The organism is Actinomyces sp. ZJ308 (genome assembly GCF_011752065.1).
Lineage (GTDB): Bacteria > Actinomycetota > Actinomycetes > Actinomycetales > Actinomycetaceae > Actinomyces.
In genome coordinates, this window is record NZ_JAAIJY010000012.1 from 56,515 (window position 1) to 75,963 (window position 19,449).

The window sequence follows — 19,449 nt, forward strand, 5'->3', positions numbered from 1 at the left end:
GTCCCAGGGGCGGGCAGGCTCAGGCGATGAGGCCGCTCACCCAGGCCTCGACCTCCTCCACGGTGCGGGGCACGTCCTGGGTCAGCCGCTCCACACCGCCGTCCTCGCGCACGACGACGTCGTCCTCGATGCGTACGCCGGTGCCGCGCATCTCGGCGGGCACGAGCAGGTCGTCCTCACGGAAGTACAGGCCCGGCTCGATGGTGAAGCACATGCCGGGCCTGAGCTCGGCGTCCATGTACATCTCGCGGCGCGCCTGGGCGCAGTCGTGGACGTCCAGGCCCAGGTGGTGACTGGTGCCGTGGACCATCCAGCGCCGGTGGAACTGGCCCTCGGGCGCCAGCGAGTCGGCGGCGCTCACCCCCTCGGGCAGCATCCCCCACTCCTCCAGGCGGGCGGCGATCACCTCCATGGCGGCCGCGTGGACGTCCTTGAAGCGGCATCCCGGCGTACCCGCCCGGGCGAAGGCGGCGTCGGCGGCATCGAGCACCGCCTGGTAGATCCTGCGCTGGGCCTCGGTGAAGCGGCCGTCGACCGGAATCGTGCGGGTGACGTCGGCGGTGTAGAGGGAGTCGACCTCCACACCGGCGTCGACCAGGACCAGCTGGCCGGGCTCGACGGCGCCGTCGTTGTTGATCCAGTGCAGGGTGTTGGCGTGGTCGCCGGCCGCGGCGATCGTGTCGTAGCCCAGGCCGTTGCCCTCCTCCCGGGCCTTGGCCCCGAAGGCCCCCTCCAGGACCCGCTCGCCGCGCCAGTGGCCGCGGGCCCGCGGGATGGAGCGGATGAGGTCGTCGAAGCCCTCCTTGGTGGCGGCCACGGCGGCGCGCAGCTGGTCGATCTCCCAGGGGTCCTTGATCAGGCGCAGCTCGCTGGTGGCCTCGGCCAGGCCGGCATCGACCTCGGCGGCGGCCTCGCCGGTCTCCAGCCCGACCTTCTGGCGGGTGCTGGTCACCAGCGCGGTGACCGCCTCATCGGCCTCGGCGACGACGCGCAGCCGGACCGCGCCGGGACCGGCGTCCTTGGCCAGGGCATCGGACAGGGAGTCGATATGGACGCAGCGCATACCGGTGGCCGACTCGACCTCCTCCAAGGACGGGCGCACCCCCACCCACAGCTCACCGTAGCGGGGGTCCCCGTAGAACTCCCGGCTGGAGCGCGAGGCTCGGGGGCGGAAGTAGAGGACCGCCTCATGGGTCGGGGCGGCATCGCCCGGGTCCGCCGAGGAGTCCGGGGCGCCCGTCTCCGGGACGGGTGGGGTGAGGGGCTCCAGGACGAGGACGGCGTCGGGCTCGAAGTCCGTACCGGTCCCCGCCAGGTGGGCGAAGGCGCTGTGCGGCCGGAAGCGGTAGTCGCAGTCGTTGTTGCGCACCTTGAGCGCCCCTGCGGGCAGCACCAGGCGCTCGCCGGGGAAGAGCCGCCCGAGGGCCTCCCGACGGGCCGCCGCCCACGGAGCCGCCTCGCTGCGGGAGGGCAGAGCCTCGGGGCGAGGCCCCCAGCCCGAGCCGATGAAGTCCCTGAAGGCCTGGTTGTCGGGTTGGCGGGACCGGTTGGACCCGCGCGCCGCCAGGGACTGGGGGGCCTCCTGCGCGGGGTCTGACGCGGACGAGGAGGCGTGGTCTGACGGGGCGCCGTCTGCGGGGGAAGTCGATGTCATAGGGGCATCATCTCACCGTCGAGCCGTCGTCGGGGTGCTGCAGCAACGGCTGAGGGACCTCGGCCCGCGGCGGTCCAGGGGCCTCAGCCCCGTTCGTCGGCCGGGAAGCGCACCCCCACCTGGCGGCGGGCCTCCTCCAGGACCCTGACCGCGGCCACCGAGTGCTCCAGGGGGTGCAGCTCGGACTCCCTCGCTCCGGCGCGCACCAGGCGGCACACCTCGGCCAGCTCGTAGGCGAGCTGATGGCCGGGCAGCTGAGCGCCGCGCTCGACCGACAGGTCCTCGCGCGCTCCCTCGTCCGAGCTCCTGCTCGCGGCCGGACCGCGCAGCTCGATGCGCCGGGGCCACTGGCAGTCGTCAATACTCAGCACGTCCTGGTCCGAGGCGAAGGTCGACTCCGTCCCCGGAGAGGTCTTGGAGTGCAGGCAGATGACCTCCAGCCCGGCGTGCTCGCCGGAGTCGTAGGACAGGATGACCGTGCCCCGTACGTCGGCGCCGGAGTCCAGCAGCTCCCCCGTGGCCGTCACCCGGTCCGGCTCCCCGAAGAGGCGGATGGCCAGGCTGACCGGGTAGATGCCCAGGTCCATGAGGGAGCCTCCGCCCAGGGCCGGGTCGAAGGCCGGAGGCAGGGACCCGGCCCGGTAGGCCTCCATCCGGGAGGAGAACTGCTCCTTGGACAGCAGTGCCCGGTGCAGCCGCCCCAGCCTCGGCAGCGTCTCGCGCACCCGTGCCACACCCGGCTCGAAGGCGGACAGCCACCCCTCCATGAGGAAGCGGTCGGCCCTCCCGGCCGCCTCCACCATCGCCTCGGCCTGCGCGAGGGTCAGGGCGAAGGGCTTCTCCACCAGCACGTGGAAACCGGCCTCCAGCGCCGCGATCGCCTGGCTCGCGTGCAAGGAGTTGGGGGAGCCCACGTAGACGACGTCGATCGGCGCCTCGGAGCCGGATCCGTGGGCCGCGAGCATCTCCTCCAAGGAGGCGTAGGCGTGAGGGACCGCGTGCCCCTCGGCGAAGGCGGCGGCGCGCTCGCGGCGTGCGGAGGTGACAGCGACGATCCGTGCGGCCGGCTCCCGGGAGACCGCCTCGGCGAACCATCCGGCGATGAAACCGGCCCCGATCAGCCCGAAGCGGACCGGTGCGTCGTCGGCGTCCTCGGTATGCGGTGCGGTACTCGTGCTGCGGATACTGCGGCTCGGTTCACTCATGCCGTCCAGTCTGTCACGCCTCCCTTCTCGCGCATCCCTACACTGTCCCGGTGCGTATCGACCCCCACACCCACTCGTCCTGCTCCGACGGCACGGACTCACCCGCCGGGCTCATGGCCCAGGCGGCCGGAGCCGGACTCGACGTCGTCGGACTGACCGATCACGACACGACTGCCGGCTGGGACGAGGCGGCCTCGGCCGTACCGGTCACCGGCGTCGCCCTCCTGCGCGGCACCGAGATCTCCTGCGCCGCCGGCGGCATCACCCTCCACCTGCTGTCCTACCTGCACCGTGGCGACGACCCCGCCCTGAACGAGGCCTTCGCCCGTGCCCGCTCCTCCCGGGACACCCGCGCCCAGCGGATGGTCGAACGCCTCAGCGAGGACTACCCGATCACCTGGGAGGACGTCGTCGCCCACTCCTCCGGCTCCCACACGATCGGCAGGCCCCACATCGCCGACGCCCTCGTTGCGGCCGGGTCCTTCCCCGACCGCAACGAGGCCTTCGCCGGACCGCTGGCCACCGACTCCCCCTACTACGTCATTCACTGGGCGCTGGACCCGGTCGAGGCCTGTCTGCTGGTGCGGGAAGCCGGCGGGGTTCCGGTGGCGGCCCACCCGCGCGCCTCCTCGCGCCAGCGCTACCTCGTGCCCGACGAGGTCTTCGCCGAGATGGCCGAGGCCGGGCTGGCCGCCCTGGAGGTCGACCACCGCGACCAGGGCCCCGAGCAGCGCGAGCAGGTCCGCCTCCTGGCTCAGCGCCTGGGCCTGGGGCTGTCGGGGGCCTCGGACTACCACGGCGCCGGCAAGCCCAACCGCCTGGGGGAGAACCTCATGTCACCGGAGCTTCTGGAGCGGATCGTCGACGAGGGCGCCCTCGGCCTCGTCACGCCCTGACTCCTGGCGACTCCGGTGATAGAAAGCCATCATGCTGCAGTCCGTCTTCGAGCCCACGGTCTTCGCCACGACCTTCATGACGCTCCTGGTCATCCAGGACCCTCTGGGGGCCATCCCGATCTTCCTATCGCTGACCTCGCGGCAGAACCGGGCTGAGCGCGCCGCCTCCGCCCGCCAGGCCACGGTCGTCTCCTTCGGCGTCATCCTGCTCTTCGCGGTCTTCGGCCGCTACATCCTGAAGTTCCTGGGCATCTCGGTGCCGGCTCTCCAGGTGGCCGGCGGACTGCTCCTGCTCCTGGTGGCCCTTGAGCTGCTGACCGACAAGGCCGATGAGAGCCCCGACCCCGACGCCGTCACCTCCAACGCCGCCCTCGTCCCCCTGGGCACGCCTCTGCTGGCCGGCCCCGGGGCGATCGTGGCGGCGATGGTCGCCGTGGACGCCACCGGTGGCGGCCTGGCCGGATGGGTCTCCGTGACGGCGGCGATCATCGGCACGCACGTCGTCGTCTGGATCGCGCTGCGCTTCTCCCTGGGCCTCAACCGGGTGCTGGGTACCTCCGGCATCCGGATCCTCACCCGGGTCATGGGGCTGCTCCTGGCGGCGATCGCCGTCCAGATCATGGCCGACGGCGTCTTCGCCTTCCTGGAGACCCGCCTCCAGCCCGAGTGAGACCCGGGTCGGTCAGGTGAGTTCCGGGTGAGTAGAGATCACTCGCCGGCGGCCCCGTCAGTCGGCCCGCCAATGGGACGGCCGCCGCGAGTGCGCTTGCGGGTGCGCTTGCGCCGGGGCTTCGCCTCGCCGTCGGCCGAGCGCCGGGAGCGCGAGCGCTCGCCGCGCTTGGTGTCCCTGCCGCCGTGGCCCCGTCGGCCGCGGTCGTCGCGTCCACCGCGACCGTCCTGCCGGCCGGACTGCTTGCGACCGCGCCTGCCGGTCTCGCCCAGGTCCTCGATCTCCTCGGCGTCCAGGCCCTCCAGGGTGCGCTTGTGGCGGGGAAGGCGGCCGGTGACCTTCTCGGGGATCGACAGGTCGGTGAAGAGGTGCTCGCTGGTGTGGTAGGTCTCCACCGGCTCCTCGATGGGCAGGCCCAGGGCCTTGGCGATGATCCGCCAGCGCTGCACGTCGTCCCAGTCCACGAAGGTGACCGCTGTGCCGGAGTTGCCGGCGCGACCGGTGCGTCCGATGCGGTGGACGTAGATCTTCTCGTCCTCAGGGCACTGGTAGTTGATGACATGGGTGACGTCGTCGACGTCGATTCCGCGGGCGGCCACGTCGGTGGCCACGAGTACGTCCACCTTGCCGTTGCGGAAGGCGCGCAGGGCCTGCTCCCGCGCCCCCTGACCGAGGTCGCCGTGGAGGGCGGCGGTGGCGAAGCCGCGCGCGCGCAGGTCGTCGGCCACCCGGGCCGCCGTGCGCTTGGTGCGCGCGAAGATGATGGTGCGTCCGCGTCCCTCGGCCTGCAGGATCCGGGCGACGACCTCCACCTTGTTCATCGAGTGGGTGCGGTAGACGACCTGCTGAACGGTCTGCACGGTCATGCCCTCATCACCCGGGTCCTGGGCACGGATGTGGGTGGGGCGGGTCATGTAACGGCGTGCCAGGGCGACCACGGCGCCGGGCATCGTGGCGCTGAACAGCATCGTGTGCCGGTCGGCGCGGGTGCGGGACAGGATCTTCTCCACGTCAGGCAGGAAGCCCAGGTCCAGCATCTCGTCGGCCTCGTCCAGGACGACGGTGGTCACGTGGGCCAGGTCCAGCACGCCGCGGTCCATGAGGTCGATGAGACGACCGGGTGTTCCCACCACGACCTCGGCGCCCCGCTCGAGGTCCTCGATCTGGGGCTCGTAGGCGCGCCCGCCGTAGACCTGGACGATGCGCACGGTGCGCTTGGCGGCGGCGGTTGCCAGCTCCTCGGCGACCTGCTTGGCGAGCTCTCGGGTGGGCAGGATGACCAGGCCCTGCGGGCTGCCGGAGGCGGGGTCCTCGTCCCATCCCTCCTCCCCGGGACCCAGGGTGTCCATGAGCAGGGGGATGCCGAAGCCCAGGGTCTTGCCGGTGCCGGTCTTGGCCTGGCCGATGATGTCCTGGCCCTCCAGGGCCACCGGCAGGGTGAGGGCCTGGATGGGGAAGGGGTGGGTGATGCCCTTGGCGGCCAGGGCCTCGCAGATCTCCGGCTCGACGCCGAAGTCGGCGAAGGTTCTGCGGGTCAGGTCGACCTGGTCGCCCTCGTCGGTGATGTCGGGAGTGGCCTCGTCCAGGACGGGGGCGTGGGCGCCGGCCGTCTCGATGATCCCTGAGGTGGAGGCGTCGGTGGAGTCGGTGGCGTTGGTGGTGGTCTGCTCGTCTGTGGAGTTGTTGGCGGGCTCGACGGCGTCGGCCCCGTGCTGCTCGTTGCTCACGAGGTTCCTTGTCTTCTGGTCAGGTTGATCCGGTCCGGCGCGGCTGTCGCTCGCGCGCACGGCTCATGTGCGCTGCGTGGGCGGTGGCGCCGTCGGGTGTGGCAGCCGATCGCGAGTCATATCTGAGTCCATCTGACGACCGGGCAACCGTGGACGCCGTCAGCGTAGCGGGAAAACGTCGCGATGGCGCCCCCCGGTGAGGAAACGTGCCGCGGCGTGTCTGATGTCACTGTGTCGGTCAGTGGCTTGTGCGCGGATGGTTCGTGGTTGGTTCGTGCGTGCAAGGACCCGGCTACGATGGGGCCATGACTCAGGAGCCGACGTCGTCACCGCAGCCCAGCGCCTCCACCCCGATGCGGGTCGGCCCCCATGAGCTGTCGGTCGTCGGTGTCGTCGCCATCTCCAGGACGGCTGCCTGCACTCGCTACGCCAAGGACGCCGACCGGGCTCCTCGGATGGGTGCCCGAGTCGACCTGCTGCGCATGAGTGCCTGGGAGGTCGGGTCCTTCGATCGGGTCGTGGCGCTGGCCTCGGCGCACGGCATCGACGCCGCCGGGGCTGCCGAGCGCTTCACGGACGTCCTGGGGGACTTCGACGAGCGCCTGCGCCCCCTGGACTGGGCCGAGCGACTTCTCAAGACCTATATCGCCTTCGGCCTGCTCATCGACTTCGGTATGGCGCTGAGTGACTCGCTGACCGAGCCTCTGCGCAGCGGGCTCATTGATGAGCTCAGCCAGGACCCGATCGGCTCCTACGCCGTCGCCGAGCTGGAGGCCGTCATCGCCGTCGACCCCCAGCTGGCCGCACGCCTGGGGCTGTGGGGCAGGCGCGTCGTCGGCGAGGAGATCGGAACCTTCCAGAGGCTGCTCGGGCAGTTCCCCGAGCTGCTCGGATCCTTGGCTCCCGAGCAGCTCCACACGGTGCTGTCGCAGGGGGCCGTCTCTCGGATGAGGGGGTTGGGGCTGAGGGTCTGATGATGCACCACCATAATGTGGGGTATCTAACAGTGGAAGTGGTGCCCGTGTCGGCAACGTGACATGACCGGGGTGCTGCTGGGTAAAGTGTCGGCATCCAAGCCCTATGACCAGCCTTGAGAACCGCGATTCTCGGCGCTGAAGGAGTTCCCATGAAGCGAAGTGTGTGGATGGCCGCGTCCGCGGCCGTTGCCCTGTCCGTCGTCCCGGTCGGTGCGGCCGCTGCCGAGTCGGATCCTGCTCCGGCGGCCGAGCAGGCTGCGCCGCAGGCCGACTCTCCTGCTAACCCTGAGCCCAAGACGCCCGCCCCCGCTGTCCCCGATCCCGAGGGCGGTAAGCCTGCGCCTGCTCCGGAGCCCGCCCCGGCCCCGGCCCCTGCCCCCGCGGACGACGCGGGCAAGGCCGACCAGCAGGCGCCCGGCGCCGACAACGCCGCTGCGCAGCAGAACAAGACGGCCGCTCCTGCCGAACAGGGCCAGGGTGAGCAGGGTCAGGGTGGCCCCGCCGGCTCCGAGGGTGCTCCTGAGCAGCAGGCCCCCCAGGGCGAGGCGGCTCCCGAGGAGTCCTCTGAGGCGGCTCCGGCCGCTTCCGGTGAGGGTTCCAACCAGGGCTCCGCCGATGCCCAGGGCTCCGCTGACACTCCGCGCGAGCAGGCCGCGGCCCCTCGCCAGGGCGGTACCGCCAGTGCCGGCCGCCCCGCACTCGCGCAGACCGGTGCGGGGACAACCGCCGCCTGGATGGCCGTGGGAGCCGGTGCCACGGGCGCTGCCATGCTCATGGCGCGCCGCAGGCTGACGTACTGACGCATATCGTTCCTTCACGTTGAGGAGAGGTCTGGCCCATGGATGACCGGATGCTCGACGGGGACAGGGTGCTGTGGTTCATCGGTGGCAGTCCTGAGCGTGCTCGGGAGGCTCTCGTCGCCGGTCATGCCTGGACGCCTGAGCAACGTGCGCAGCTCGAACAGATCGCTTCGTCCGCCGGATACTCCCCCCAGTCCACCGGCTACCCGCCTGCGCAGCAGCAGTCACCCGAGCAGCAGCCCATGCCCCCTTACGGGGCACCAGGAAGCGTCTTCGCCTCCGACGGCGCCTATGGGGGTCCTTATGCTGACGAGTCGACCGTGGACTACGGTGCGTCGCAGTCGGCTGCTGCCGAGCCGCCTCAGCCGCAGGCGGTGACGCCGACGCAGCCGCAGCCGCAGGGCTATCGGCTGCAGCCGCTGCCCGTCGTGACCGAGATGCAGTCGAGTCAGGCCGCGCCCCAGTACTCGGACGGTGTTCCGCGCCGTGGCTGGGTCCTGCCGGTCGTCGCGGTCGGCGTCCTCGTCGTCGGACTGGTGGCGGGGGCCCTGGGTGGGCACTGGCTCTGGCCCGGAACGCAGTCGGCGGCCTCCGGCCCGTCCGCTGCCGCCCCAGCCGCCACGAAACCGGCCTTCCTGCGTGCCGGCAGCGGATCCTTCGTCTGCTCCTCCAACGGCACCGGAGTCTCCTGCTGGGGTGCCGATGCGCAGGCCAACACTCAGGGCGCGCGCGTGTCGCCGACGGCGGTGCCCGGGCTTGAGAAGGTCAAGATCTCCGCACTGAGCGTGGGGAAGGGCTTCGCCGTGGCCGTGGACGAATCGGGCACCGTCTACGCCTGGGGCGCCAACGAGGTCGGTCAGCTCGGCAAGAAGACTGACGAGGCGCTCGTCAACCAGGCCCTCGAGGTCGGCAAGCTCCCGGCTGTCCCCACCGAGCTCGTCTCGGGCTACGAGCACACCTGCGCACTGACCGAAGGCAAGGTGTGGTGCTTCGGCTCCAACCGCTACGGGCAGGTCAACGGCGCTGTCTCGGACTCCCCGTCCGGACTGGTTCAGGTCGACAAGGTCGATGGCGTGAGCCGGATCGGTACCTCCGGCTACGACACGTGGGCCACGGTCGACGAGGGGACCTGGACCTGGGGGAACAACTCCTGGGGGCAGGCCGACCCCTCGCAGAGCGTGGTCAACGTGGCACCGACTCTCATTCCCGCAGACGGCTGAACCCGTATCGACAACCAGACGGCGCCCGACCCCCGCGAAGGGGGTCGGGCGCCGTTCGTTCGAGGCCGTCCTACTTGTCGCCCTTGAGGCGGTTGACCGCGCCCTTGACGGCGTCCTTGGCGTCCTCTGCGACCTCCTTGACCTTGCCCTCAGCGTGCTGGAGCTTGCCCTCGGTCTCGGTCTCCTTGCTGCCAGTGACCTTGCCGGCAGCCTCCTTGGCCTTGCCCGCGATCCTGTCGAAGGTTCCGTTGTCGCCCATATGAGCTCCTTTCTGTGACGGGCCTCCTGAGGCGGAGACCGGGTTTCAGTCTTCGACCCTACACGTCGTCCTCTGAGATGTTGCCCGGTATCCGATGGGAGTTTCTATAGAAACAGGGAGAAACCTCGGTTGTTCTTATTCTCTGAGGTGGAGGGGTGCTCGGAGTACCACTCCGCCGCGACCGTCCGTCTGCTGTGGCCGTACACTTCGTCCTGAACGCCTCACTACGTCCAGTGGCCGTTCTTCCGTGCGGCGTCCGTCCCCGCAGGCGCCCCGATTCCGACACCGAGGTCGATCGTCCATGAGCACTGCACCTGCGGAGCCCCCCTCCGCCTCCCGAGTTGAGAACGCCGGTCTTGACGTCATCGCCGAGACTGATCGAAAGGGTCGCCCCAGCGACCTGTTCATGCCCTGGTTCGCCGCCAACATCTCCGTGCTGGGTCTGTCCTGGGGTGCCTGGGTCCTGGGCTTCGGCCTGTCGTTCTGGCAGGCGGTGGTGGCCGGTAGCGTCGGCGTCGTCCTGTCGTTCCTCCTGTGCGGCGTCATCGCCGTCCTGGGCAAGCGGGGCAGCGCTCCCACCCTGGCCCTGTCCCGGGCCGCCTTCGGCTACAACGGCAACCGCCTGTCCGCCGCCCTGTCCTGGATCCTCACCGTGGGCTGGGAGACCGTTCTGTGCGTCTCGGCCACCCTGGCCTCGGCAACGGTGCTTCAGGCACTGGGATGGCACAACCAGGTCGGCGCCCAGGTCCTGGGATTCCTGCTCACCGTCGGTCTGGCGGCCAGCGCAGGCATCCTCGGCTTCGAGGCCATCATGAAGGTGCAGACCTGGATCACCTGGGCCACCGGCATCCTGACAGTCGTCTACCTGGTGCTCGTCGCACCCCAGATCAGCTTCCGCACGCTCCTGGCGCTGCCCTCCGGTGGCCCCGCCGCCTTCACCGGCGCCCTGGTCATGGTGGCCACCGGCTTCGGCCTGGGGTGGGTCAACGCCGCCGCCGACTACTCCCGCTATCTGCCCCGCAAGGCCTCGACGGCCGGCGTCATCGGCTGGACGACGCTGGGCTCGGCGCTGCCGTGCGTGGTCCTCGTCTTCTTCGGCATCCTCCTGGTGGGTTCCGACGCCGCCCTCGGCGAGGCCATCAACGCCGACCCCATCGGCGCCCTCACCACGATCCTGCCCACCTGGTTCCTCGTCCCCTTCGCGATCGTCGCCATCCTGGGGCTCGCCGGGGGCATCATCATGGATCTGTACTCATCGGGCCTGTCTCTGCTGGCCACCGGCCTACCTGTGCGCCGGCACGTGGCCACCTCGATCGACGCCACCATCATGACCGTGGGCACCATCGCCGTCATCTTCGGCGCCGACGACTTCCTCGGCCCCTTCCAGGGCTTCCTGACCACCCTGGGGGTGGCCATCGCCGCCTGGGCCGGCGTCATGGTCGCCGAGGTCATCCTGCGCCGCCGCGACTACGACGAGGAGGCCCTCTTCACGCCCGACGGCGTCTACGGCTCGGTCAACTGGGAGGCGATCGGCCTGGTGGCGGTGGGCTCCGTCGTCGGATGGGGGCTCGTGGTCAACTCGGCCGCCTCCTGGCTGTCCTGGCAGGGCTACCTGCTCGGGCCGCTGGGCGGCCGCGAGGGGGCCTGGGCCGGCGCCAACCTCGGTGTGCTGGTGGCCCTGCTCATCGGCCTGCTCGGGCACCTCGCCCTGGGACGGGGTCGAGTGGCCCGGCAGGAGGCCCGCTCATGAACGACGACGTGTCCGCCGTTCCCGGTACAGCCATCGGTTCTGAGCGCATGACGGCCCTGTGCGCCTCCGCGGGGCCTGACGGTCCGGGGCCCGCCCTGGAGGGAGCTCATCAGATCGCCCGGCGCACCGGCGCCCCTGGCCACGACCTCCTGGTGGTCCTGGGATCCGGTGTCGCCGGCGCCCTGGCCGCCTGGGGCGAGCCGGCGGAAAGCCTGCCCCTGTCCGACCTGCCGGGAGTCCTCGCCCCGGTCGCACCGGGTCATGAGGACCGTCTCGACTCCTACGTCGTCGACCGCTATGAGCAGGACGGTGGGGGACAGGTGCGCGTGCTCGTGGCCCGGGGGCGCACCCACCTCTACGAGGGACACGGTCCCGGGCCGGTGGTCGCCCTGGCCCGGATCGCGGCCGCCGCCGGGGTGCGCGCGGCGGTCCTAGTCAACGCCGGCGGCTGCCTGCGCAGCTGGAGGATCGGTGAGGTCATGACCATCGCCGACCACCTCAACCTCACCGGCTCCTCGCCCCTGACCGGCCCGGTCTTCGTTGACGTGCGTGGGGTGTGGGACGCCGGGCTCGTCGAGGCGGTAGGCGCCGTGACTGAGCGCTCCGGGGTCTATGCCGCCCTGCGCGGCCCGGAGTACCAGACCATGGCGGAGACCCGGATGCTGGAGGCCCTTGGCGCGGACTGCGTGGGCATGTCCACTGTCATGGAGGCCATCGTCCTGCACCAGGTCGGTGTGCGCGTGGCCGGCATGAGCATCGTCTCCGACCTGTCCTTCGCGCAGGAGCCCACCGACCCCGACGAGGTCGTCCGCCTCGCGGCCGCCGCGCGCACGACGGTCGCCGCCGGCATCGAAGCGGTGCTGGCGGCAATGCCATGACAGGCGTCGGTGCCCGGCGTCGTTGGCCCGTAGCGATCTGAGACGCGTCTGGGACACCCGTCCTCGCACCTCAGCGACCGTGAGCACCTAACCTTGCACCTATGACAACTGATGCAAAGACGCCCGACCAGGCTGTCACGACCCGTACCGAATCCGACTCCATGGGCACCATCGAGGTGGACGCCAACCGCTACTGGGGGGCCCAGACCGAGCGGAGCCTGCACAACTTCGACATCGGTCGCGAGACCTTCGTGTGGGGCCGCCCCATGATCAAGGCCCTCGGCATCCTCAAGAAGTCCGCCGCCCTGGCCAATGCCGAACTCGGAGAGCTCCCCGCAGACGTCGCCGACCTCATCGCCAAGGCCGGCGACGAGGTCATCGCCGGCGACCTCGACGCGGAGTTCCCGCTCGTGGTCTTCCAGACCGGCTCGGGCACCCAGTCCAACATGAACTCCAACGAGGTCATCTCCAACCGGGCCATCGAGCTGGCCGGCGGCGAGCGGGGCTCCAAGACCCCGGTCCACCCCAACGACCACGTCAACCGCGGCCAGTCCTCCAACGACACCTTCCCCACGGCCATGCATATCGCCGTCGTCAACGAGCTGGCCGCCATGTACCCGCGCGTCCAGCAGCTGCGCGACACCCTGGACGCCAAGGCCAAGGCCTACGCCGACGTCGTCATGGTGGGGCGCACCCACCTGCAGGACGCCACCCCCATCACCCTGGGACAGGTCATCAGCGGCTGGGTCGCCCAGATCGACTTCGCCCTCGACGGCATCCGCTACGCCGACTCCCGCGCCCGCGAGCTGGCCATCGGCGGGACCGCCGTGGGCACCGGTCTCAACGCCCACCCGAGGTTCGGCGCACTGTGCGCGGCCAAGATCAGCGAGGAGACCGGCATCGAGTTCACCCAGGCGGACAACCTCTTCGCCGCCCTGGGCGCCCACGACGCCCTGGTCCAGGTCTCCGGCTCCCTGCGCGTCCTGGGCGACGCCCTGATGAAGATCGCCAACGACGTGCGTTGGTACGCATCCGGCCCACGCAACGGCATCGGCGAGCTCATCATCCCGGAGAACGAGCCCGGCAGCTCCATCATGCCCGGCAAGGTCAACCCCACCCAGTGCGAGGCCATGACCATGGTGGCCACGAAGGTCTTCGGCAACGACGCCACCGTCGGCTTCGCGGGCTCCCAGGGCAACTTCCAGCTCAATGTCTTCAAGCCGGTCATGGCCTGGTGCGTCCTGGAGTCCATCCAGCTCCTGGGCGACGCCTGCGTCTCCTTCGACACCAACTGCGCCTACGGCATCGAGCCCAACACCGAGCGGATCGAGGCCAACCTGGAGACCAACCTCATGCAGGTCACCGCCCTCAACCGCCACATCGGCTACGACAAGGCCTCCAAGATCGCCAAGAACGCGCACCACAAGGGCCTGTCCCTGCGCGAGTCCGCCCTCGAGCTCGGCTTCGTCACCGCCGAGGAGTTCGACAAGTGGGTCGTGCCCATGGACATGACGCACCCCAGCGCCGCTGAGGACTGATCTCAGCCAGGCCATCGCAGGTCTCCATCTGGACGACGGCGCCGCTGCCGTGCGAGAAGCAGGCAGTGGCGCCGTCGCGTTCTACTCGCATTGCTCGAGTCGCGGGACCGCGCGGCCGTAGATGGCACACTGGCGACCATGACCCGTTCGAGCACCATGGGGCTCCTCATTGAGGCGCTCCTCGTCATCCTGGGCCTGGCGTCCATCGTCGGAGGAGAGACCCGGATCGCTTTCTCCTCGATGCTGGCCTGGACCCTTCTGACGCTCATCTATGTGCTCGTCACGCTGTGGTCCGCCTGGCGTGGACGCCTGGTCCCTGACGAGGACGTCACCCGGGAGCCCGCCTTGAACCTGCACTACTGGATGGTCTTCCTCCTGGGGTGGACTCCGGTGGCCGCCGCCTTCATGGGGCTGATCGGAGGAGTCATCGAGCTGAGCGTGCCTCAGGGGATCGTGGATCGTCTTCCCGAGATTCTTGAGACCGACAGGGCCACGATCCTGATGCTCGTCCGGTCCGTGTTCAACGTGGTGACGGTGCTGATGGCCATCCTGGGATGGCTCCTCCTCCACCTGAGCTATGCCCGCCACTACGAGCGTCTTGATCAGCTCTACGGTCCGACCCTCTCCTTCCCCGGTGCGAAGGACCCGGAGCTCACCGACTACGTCTACTTCGCCATGACCATCGGGACCACCTTCGCCACCTCGGACGTCACCATCACCTCGAGGCGCATGCGGTGGACAGTGACGGTGCACTCCATTCTTGCCTTCTTCTACAACGCCATCGTCATGGCGGTCGCCTTCAAGATCATCACCAGCAACGGCTAGGCTCCTGCAGTCCCTGACGCCACACCAGCGTCGATGACGCTCTCGACTCACAGAGGCGGCACAGACGCGCCATGGGGCACTCCTCGCCTTAGAGTGATGTGCTAGCCGCGTACGACGACACCCGACCCAGGCGCGCCAGGAGGTGCGCCGGAGGGAGATGCCATGAACCTGCCACGACGCACCATCCTGACCACCCTGCCCGCCACGGCGGGGCTCCTGGGACTGGGCGCCTGCTCCGCCGGGGGAGCCGCCTCGCAGGCCTCCGTCGCGTCCTCGTCGCAGGCCCCCACCGACCCGAAGCTGGCCCTGGATAACGCCGCCTGGCGCTACGACGCCACGGGCGACGTCTACTACCAGCTGGGCCTGAGCTATGTGGCCACGCCCCAGGCCTCCGACTACGAGACCCTGGGCATCTACGTGCCCGGCGCCTACCTCTCGGCGACCGACAACGGCAACGGCACCTACACCGCCACCATCAACGCCTCCGGCGCCGTCGGCGGTTTCACGGCCGCCACCGCACCGACCGTCTTCCCGGTCAACACCCCGGGCTACTCCGCCCAGAAGCCGCCCACCGAGTACTCCTACGACACCGTCAAGGCCTACATGGAGGCCGGCTTCATCTACGTCCACGCGGGCCTGCGCGGCAAGGACTCCAACTCCCAGACCTACTCCGGCAACGCGCCCTGGGGCGTCACCGACCTCAAGGCCGCCGTGCGCTACCGGCGCTACAACGCGGCCTCGGTCCCCGGCGACGCCGCCAAGGTCTACGTCTTCGGGCACAGCGGGGGAGGGGCCCAGAGCGCCGTCGCCGGGGCCTCGGGCGACAGCGGGCTGTTCGCCCCCTACCTGGCCGCCCTGGGCGCCGCCACCACCGACTCGGACGGCAAGGCCCTGTCCGACGCCGTCGCCGGGGCCATGTGCTGGTGCCCCATCACCACCCTGGACAGCGCCAACGCCGCCTACGAGTGGAACATGGGACAGTTCGCCTCCTCCGGCACCCGGGCCGAGGGCACCTGGACGAAGGCCTACTCCCAGGACCTCGCGGCCGCCTTCCCGACCTACCTCAACGCGCTGAAGCTCACCGACTCCAGCGGCAAGCCCCTGAGCCTGGAGTCCTCCTCCCAGGGCACCTACCTCGCCGGCTCCTACTACGACCACCTCGTGGCGCTCATCCAGAAGTCCCTCAACGACTTCCTAGCGGCCACCACCTTCCCCTACACGCCCTCGTCCACCGAGATGGCGGGGATGGGACCCGGCGGCGGTGGCGCACCCTCCGGCGGCGCACCCGGTGACGCGGGCGACGGCGGGACACCCCCCTCCGGCAGCGCACCCGCTGGTGGCGCAGCGGATGGTCAGTCCAGCAGTGAGTCCACCACCTACAACACGGTGGAGGAGTACATCGCCTCCCTCAACTCCTCCGCGCAGTGGGTCACCTACGACGCCTCCACGAACACCGCGACGATCACCGGGCTCGAGGGCTTCGTCACCTCCCAGAAGAACGCCTCCAAGGACGTGGGGGCATTCGACGGCGTCGACCGTGCCCAGACCGAGAACCTCGTCATGGGCTCGGGCGAGAACAAGCTGCACTTCTCCTCCTCCAGTCGCGAGGTCATCTCCAAGGGGCAGTCGAGGTACTCGTCCCTGAGCGGTTGGAGTGAGGACTACGGCATCTCCGCCTACGAGACGGACCTGGCGACGAAGGACTCGGTCGGTACGGACATGGTGACGCGAGTATCGATGTACGACCCCCTCTATTACCTCACCCAGGACTCCAAGGGACACGGCACCTCCACCATCGCCCCGTCCTGGCGCATCCGCACCGGCATCACTCAGGGCGACACCGCCTCCACCGTGGAGCTCAACCTCGCCCTGGCGCTCCAGCAGGCCGGAGCCGACAACGTCGACTTCGCGACCATCTGGGGCCAGGGGCACACGATGGCCGAGCTGACCGGCACCGGGGAGGAGAACTTCATCGCCTGGGTCACCCAGCAGGCCGGAGCCTGAGCGGGGCAGGGCCCGGGAACGATCCCGGGGAATAACGGCGGCGCCAGATCGGTTGAGGGGCCGGTTTCCATCCGTCCTCACGAATCGAGCACCCATGCTGACTGTCGCCATGGTCTTCACCGTCCTGGCCGCCGCCCTCCACGTCCTCATCTTCTACATGGAGTCCATCGCCTGGGAGGGGGAGCTTGCCCGCAAGACCTTCGGCGGCACTGCCGAGGAGGCCCGGCCCCACGCCTTCTACGCCTTCAACCAGGGCTTCTACAACCTCTTCCTCGCGCTCCAGGCGCTCATCGGGGTGGTCCTGGTCGCCATGGGGTACGTGGCGGTCGGTGCCGCCCTCGTGCTGGCCGGCACCGGTGCGATGCTGGCGGCGGCAGTGGTTCTGGCCCTGGCGTCAGCGCCGCACCGCGCTGCCGCCGCCAAGCAGGGGGTCTTCCCGCTGCTGGCCGTCGTCCTCACCGTTGCAGCGCTTCTCGCCTGAGCCGATCTCAGCGCGGCTGGCCGAGCCTAGTCGCACAGCACGACGTCGACCCCGGCCCCTCGCAGCTCGTCGAGGGTGTCGGGGTCGATCCGGCTCGTCGTCAGCAGCGTGTCGAGGTCCTCGAGGCGGCCGAAACGGTGGGTATTGGTCTGGGTGATCTTGCTGGGGGCGGTGGGAAGGATCCGCCGGGTCGAGGAGGCCATGATGGCGCGCTTGACCATGGCGTCGTCGGACTCCATGACCGTCAGGCCGTCACGGGCCGAGACGGCGCAGGTCGACAGCACGGCGACGTCGGCCCGAAAGGCCCGTACGGCATCGACCGCCTCGGCGGAGAACAGGGAGAGCGACTCGGGATCGATCGGGCCACCTGCGATCGTGACGGTCGCACCGCGCACCAAGGCGAGTGCGGCTCCTGCGCCCAGGGACAGGCACAGGACGCGGATGTCGCGTCCGGCCAGCTGCTCGGCCACCATCTCGCAGGTCGTGCCGGAGTCGATGATGACCGCCTCCCCGTCCTCGATGAGCTCGGCGGTGGCCTGCGCCAGGCGGCGCTTGATCTCCACGTCCTGCCTGCGGCGCATCGCGACCGGGCGGGCCGCGCCGCGTCGAGGGGCGCGCAGGGCCCCGCCGTGGACCCGGGTGACCAGCCCCTCGTGGGCGAGCTCGGTCAGGTCCCGTCGGATGGTCACCACCGAGACTCCGGTCAGGCGGGAGAGCGCTTGGACGCTGTGGGGCGTGGTGGGGCTCAGGACCCGCAGGATGGCGCGACGTCTCTCGCTTGGTGTGCCAGTCATTCTTCCTCGCAATACGAGCACCGAGATGATCGTTTTACGTCATAACGATCGATGACAATGATCGTATGCTCTTCTACTGTTGAGGTCAACGGCAGGACGATGTCTTAACCGTTGAAACAATAGAGGAAAGTCGCCTTTCGTTTGTGATCGTTCGATCATCGACGGCGCCTCTGACTCATCAGAAAGGGAAAGATCATGCCGCACCTCGACCACGTCGCCATCTGGGTCGCCGATCTCGACGCCGCCCGCGACTTCTACTCCCACTGGTTCAACGGCCACGCCAACGGCCTCTATGAGAACCCCAGGACCGGGCTGCGCACCCACATCCTCCACTTCACCGACACCCCGTCCGAGGGGCGGCGCACCAGGCTGGAGGTCATGACCCGACCGGGGCTCGAAGGACGTCGCGAGGCCGAGGGGCTGGGATGGGCGCACGTCTCCTTCAGTCTGCCGGGGCGCGACGACGTCGATCGGCTGGCGGCCGACATGCGTGAGGCCGGGGTGCCCGTCGTCGACGGACCGCGTCGGACCGGCGACGGCTACTACGAGGCTGCCGTGCTCGACCCCGAGGGCAACCGCATCGAGCTCGTCGCCGCCGACTACTCCGACGACGTCGCCCTGCGCCCGACCTTCTGAAGGCGGAGGCTCCGGAAATGAGGCGTACGGCGGGGTTCTAGGCCCAGGGCAGGCCCACGAGCTTGCCCTGGTGGCGCCCCGAGGCCATGTCCTCATGCGCCCGGGCGATCTCGGACAGGGGGTAGGAGTGGACGGGAAAGAGATCAAGGTCTCCCGACTCGATCCGCTCCAGGACGCGCTGAAGCACCTCGGCGGGCAGGTCATCGGCCTCGCCCGCGTAGGTCGTCAGCCGCACTCCGTTCGGAATCCAGTCCATGGGGTAGAAGTCCCTGATCGTCCACGAGTCCGACAGCATCCCCGAGAAGCACACCGTCCCGTGCACCGCCGTGGCCGCCAGCGAGTCCCGCAGCGTCGGTACTCCCACCAGCTCGAGGACGGCGTCGACCCCGTCCGGCTGCTCCTGGCGCAGTCGCGAGGCGACGTCGCCGTCGTCCAGGATCGGGGCGACGCCTCGGGCTCGTAGAAGCTCCAGCCCGGCCTCACGCCGAGAGGTCGCGTAGACCCGACAGCCCGCGTCCAGCGCGAGTGCGGCGGCGGCCAGTCCCAGTGCCGAGGTTCCTCCACGGACCAGCAGGCTCTGCCCGGGTTGCAGGTCCAGGCCGGTCCTCAGGGCTCCGTGGGCCGTCTGCAGCGTCTCCGGCACGGAGCCGAGGACCTCCCACGGGAGGTCGGAGTGGAAGGTGATGACCTGTGAGCGCGGTACGACGACGTACTGCGCGTAGCCGCCGTCGAAGAGCCGCCCCATCCCGCCCATCATGGTGACCGCCTGGGTGCCGGGCGCCAGAGATCCCTGGGGGTCGAGGTCAATGACCCCGGTCGCCTCGATCCCCAGGACGCGAGGGAAGGTCATCCCCTCGGCCATGCCGTGCACGGAGTGGTACTCGCTGCGGTTGAGGCCGAAGGCCATGACCCTCAGACGCACCCAGTCCTTCGGAGGAACCGGTACCGGGAGCCTGACGATGCGAAGGTTGTCAATGCTGCCCGGCTCGTCGAGCCGGGCAGCCAGCATGGTCGATGGACTCGAGGCGGCGGCCGTGGTTGGGGGAGTGGCAGTGGGAGTAGCGTTATCGAGATCGCTTGGCATTTCCGTACCTCCAGGGGGAACAGTTGGTGACTACCTGGGTGTTTGCTCTCA

General features: G+C 69.8%; 18 protein-coding genes. 12 read left to right on the top strand and 6 right to left on the bottom strand.

The features are described 5' to 3' along the window. Positions 1-19: 19 nt before the first annotated feature. Complete coding sequence (locus tag HCR68_RS06850) at positions 20-1,654, bottom strand: aminopeptidase P family protein (protein WP_167147989.1); 1,635 nt, start codon at positions 1,652-1,654, stop codon at positions 20-22. Positions 1,655-1,737: 83 nt separating this feature from the next. Further along, complete coding sequence (locus tag HCR68_RS06855) at positions 1,738-2,859, bottom strand: Gfo/Idh/MocA family oxidoreductase (protein WP_167147991.1); 1,122 nt, start codon at positions 2,857-2,859, stop codon at positions 1,738-1,740. A gap of 50 nt (positions 2,860-2,909) precedes the next feature. Between HCR68_RS06855 and HCR68_RS06860 the strand changes: the two genes are divergently transcribed. Next, positions 2,910-3,755, top strand: coding sequence for a PHP domain-containing protein (locus tag HCR68_RS06860; protein ID WP_167147993.1), 846 nt, complete (start codon positions 2,910-2,912; stop codon positions 3,753-3,755). A gap of 31 nt (positions 3,756-3,786) precedes the next feature. Then, the gene (locus HCR68_RS06865; protein WP_167147995.1) at positions 3,787-4,425 is read left to right on the top strand and encodes a MarC family protein; all 639 of its coding nucleotides are present in this window, start codon (positions 3,787-3,789) and stop codon (positions 4,423-4,425) included. Between the two features lie 38 nt (positions 4,426-4,463). On the opposite strand, the gene HCR68_RS06870 is transcribed toward HCR68_RS06865, so the two are convergent. Beyond that, the gene (locus tag HCR68_RS06870; protein ID WP_167147997.1) at positions 4,464-6,152 is read right to left on the bottom strand and encodes a DEAD/DEAH box helicase; all 1,689 of its coding nucleotides are present in this window, start codon (positions 6,150-6,152) and stop codon (positions 4,464-4,466) included. Between the two features lie 305 nt (positions 6,153-6,457). Between HCR68_RS06870 and HCR68_RS06875 the strand changes: the two genes are divergently transcribed. From HCR68_RS06875 to HCR68_RS06885, 3 genes are all read left to right on the top strand, one after another. Further along, a complete protein-coding gene (locus HCR68_RS06875) occupies positions 6,458-7,126 on the top strand; it encodes a ferritin-like fold-containing protein (RefSeq protein WP_167147999.1) in 669 nt (222 codons plus the stop codon). Positions 7,127-7,278: 152 nt separating this feature from the next. Beyond that, on the top strand, positions 7,279-7,929 hold the full coding sequence (locus tag HCR68_RS06880) for a peptidase (RefSeq protein ID WP_167148001.1): 651 nt from the start codon (positions 7,279-7,281) through the stop codon (positions 7,927-7,929). 38 nt (positions 7,930-7,967) lie between these two features. Next, on the top strand, positions 7,968-9,149 hold the full coding sequence (locus HCR68_RS06885) for a hypothetical protein (RefSeq protein ID WP_167148003.1): 1,182 nt from the start codon (positions 7,968-7,970) through the stop codon (positions 9,147-9,149). Positions 9,150-9,219: 70 nt separating this feature from the next. Here the strand turns inward: HCR68_RS06885 and HCR68_RS06890 are convergent, their stop codons facing one another. Further along, a complete protein-coding gene (locus HCR68_RS06890; RefSeq protein ID WP_167148005.1) occupies positions 9,220-9,408 on the bottom strand; it encodes a CsbD family protein in 189 nt (62 codons plus the stop codon). A 301-nt stretch (positions 9,409-9,709) separates the two neighbouring features. On the opposite strand from HCR68_RS06890, the gene HCR68_RS06895 reads away from it, so the two are divergent. From HCR68_RS06895 to HCR68_RS06920, 6 genes are all read left to right on the top strand, one after another. Further along, positions 9,710-11,158 (top strand): cytosine permease, encoded by a 1,449-nt coding sequence (locus HCR68_RS06895; protein ID WP_167148007.1) that lies wholly within the window; start codon positions 9,710-9,712, stop codon positions 11,156-11,158. Continuing rightward, the gene (locus HCR68_RS06900) at positions 11,155-12,036 is read left to right on the top strand and encodes a purine-nucleoside phosphorylase (protein ID WP_167148008.1); all 882 of its coding nucleotides are present in this window, start codon (positions 11,155-11,157) and stop codon (positions 12,034-12,036) included. The genes HCR68_RS06895 and HCR68_RS06900 overlap by 4 nt, the downstream gene beginning before the upstream one ends. A gap of 101 nt (positions 12,037-12,137) precedes the next feature. Then, a complete protein-coding gene (fumC, locus tag HCR68_RS06905; RefSeq protein WP_167148010.1) occupies positions 12,138-13,574 on the top strand; it encodes a class II fumarate hydratase in 1,437 nt (478 codons plus the stop codon). A 138-nt stretch (positions 13,575-13,712) separates the two neighbouring features. Then, positions 13,713-14,399, top strand: coding sequence for a DUF1345 domain-containing protein (locus HCR68_RS06910; RefSeq protein ID WP_243858972.1), 687 nt, complete (start codon positions 13,713-13,715; stop codon positions 14,397-14,399). Positions 14,400-14,561: 162 nt separating this feature from the next. After that, a complete protein-coding gene (locus tag HCR68_RS06915; protein WP_167148012.1) occupies positions 14,562-16,403 on the top strand; it encodes a subtype A tannase in 1,842 nt (613 codons plus the stop codon). Between the two features lie 94 nt (positions 16,404-16,497). Beyond that, the gene (locus tag HCR68_RS06920) at positions 16,498-16,884 is read left to right on the top strand and encodes a DUF1304 family protein (RefSeq protein ID WP_167148014.1); all 387 of its coding nucleotides are present in this window, start codon (positions 16,498-16,500) and stop codon (positions 16,882-16,884) included. 26 nt (positions 16,885-16,910) lie between these two features. Here the strand turns inward: HCR68_RS06920 and HCR68_RS06925 are convergent, their stop codons facing one another. Further along, positions 16,911-17,678, bottom strand: coding sequence for a DeoR/GlpR family DNA-binding transcription regulator (locus HCR68_RS06925; protein WP_167148016.1), 768 nt, complete (start codon positions 17,676-17,678; stop codon positions 16,911-16,913). Positions 17,679-17,873: 195 nt separating this feature from the next. On the opposite strand from HCR68_RS06925, the gene HCR68_RS06930 reads away from it, so the two are divergent. Beyond that, a complete protein-coding gene (locus HCR68_RS06930) occupies positions 17,874-18,314 on the top strand; it encodes a VOC family protein (RefSeq protein ID WP_167148018.1) in 441 nt (146 codons plus the stop codon). Positions 18,315-18,351: 37 nt separating this feature from the next. Here the strand turns inward: HCR68_RS06930 and HCR68_RS06935 are convergent, their stop codons facing one another. Beyond that, the gene (locus HCR68_RS06935) at positions 18,352-19,323 is read right to left on the bottom strand and encodes a zinc-binding dehydrogenase (RefSeq protein WP_167148020.1); all 972 of its coding nucleotides are present in this window, start codon (positions 19,321-19,323) and stop codon (positions 18,352-18,354) included. Between the last annotated feature and the right edge of the window lie 126 nt (positions 19,324-19,449).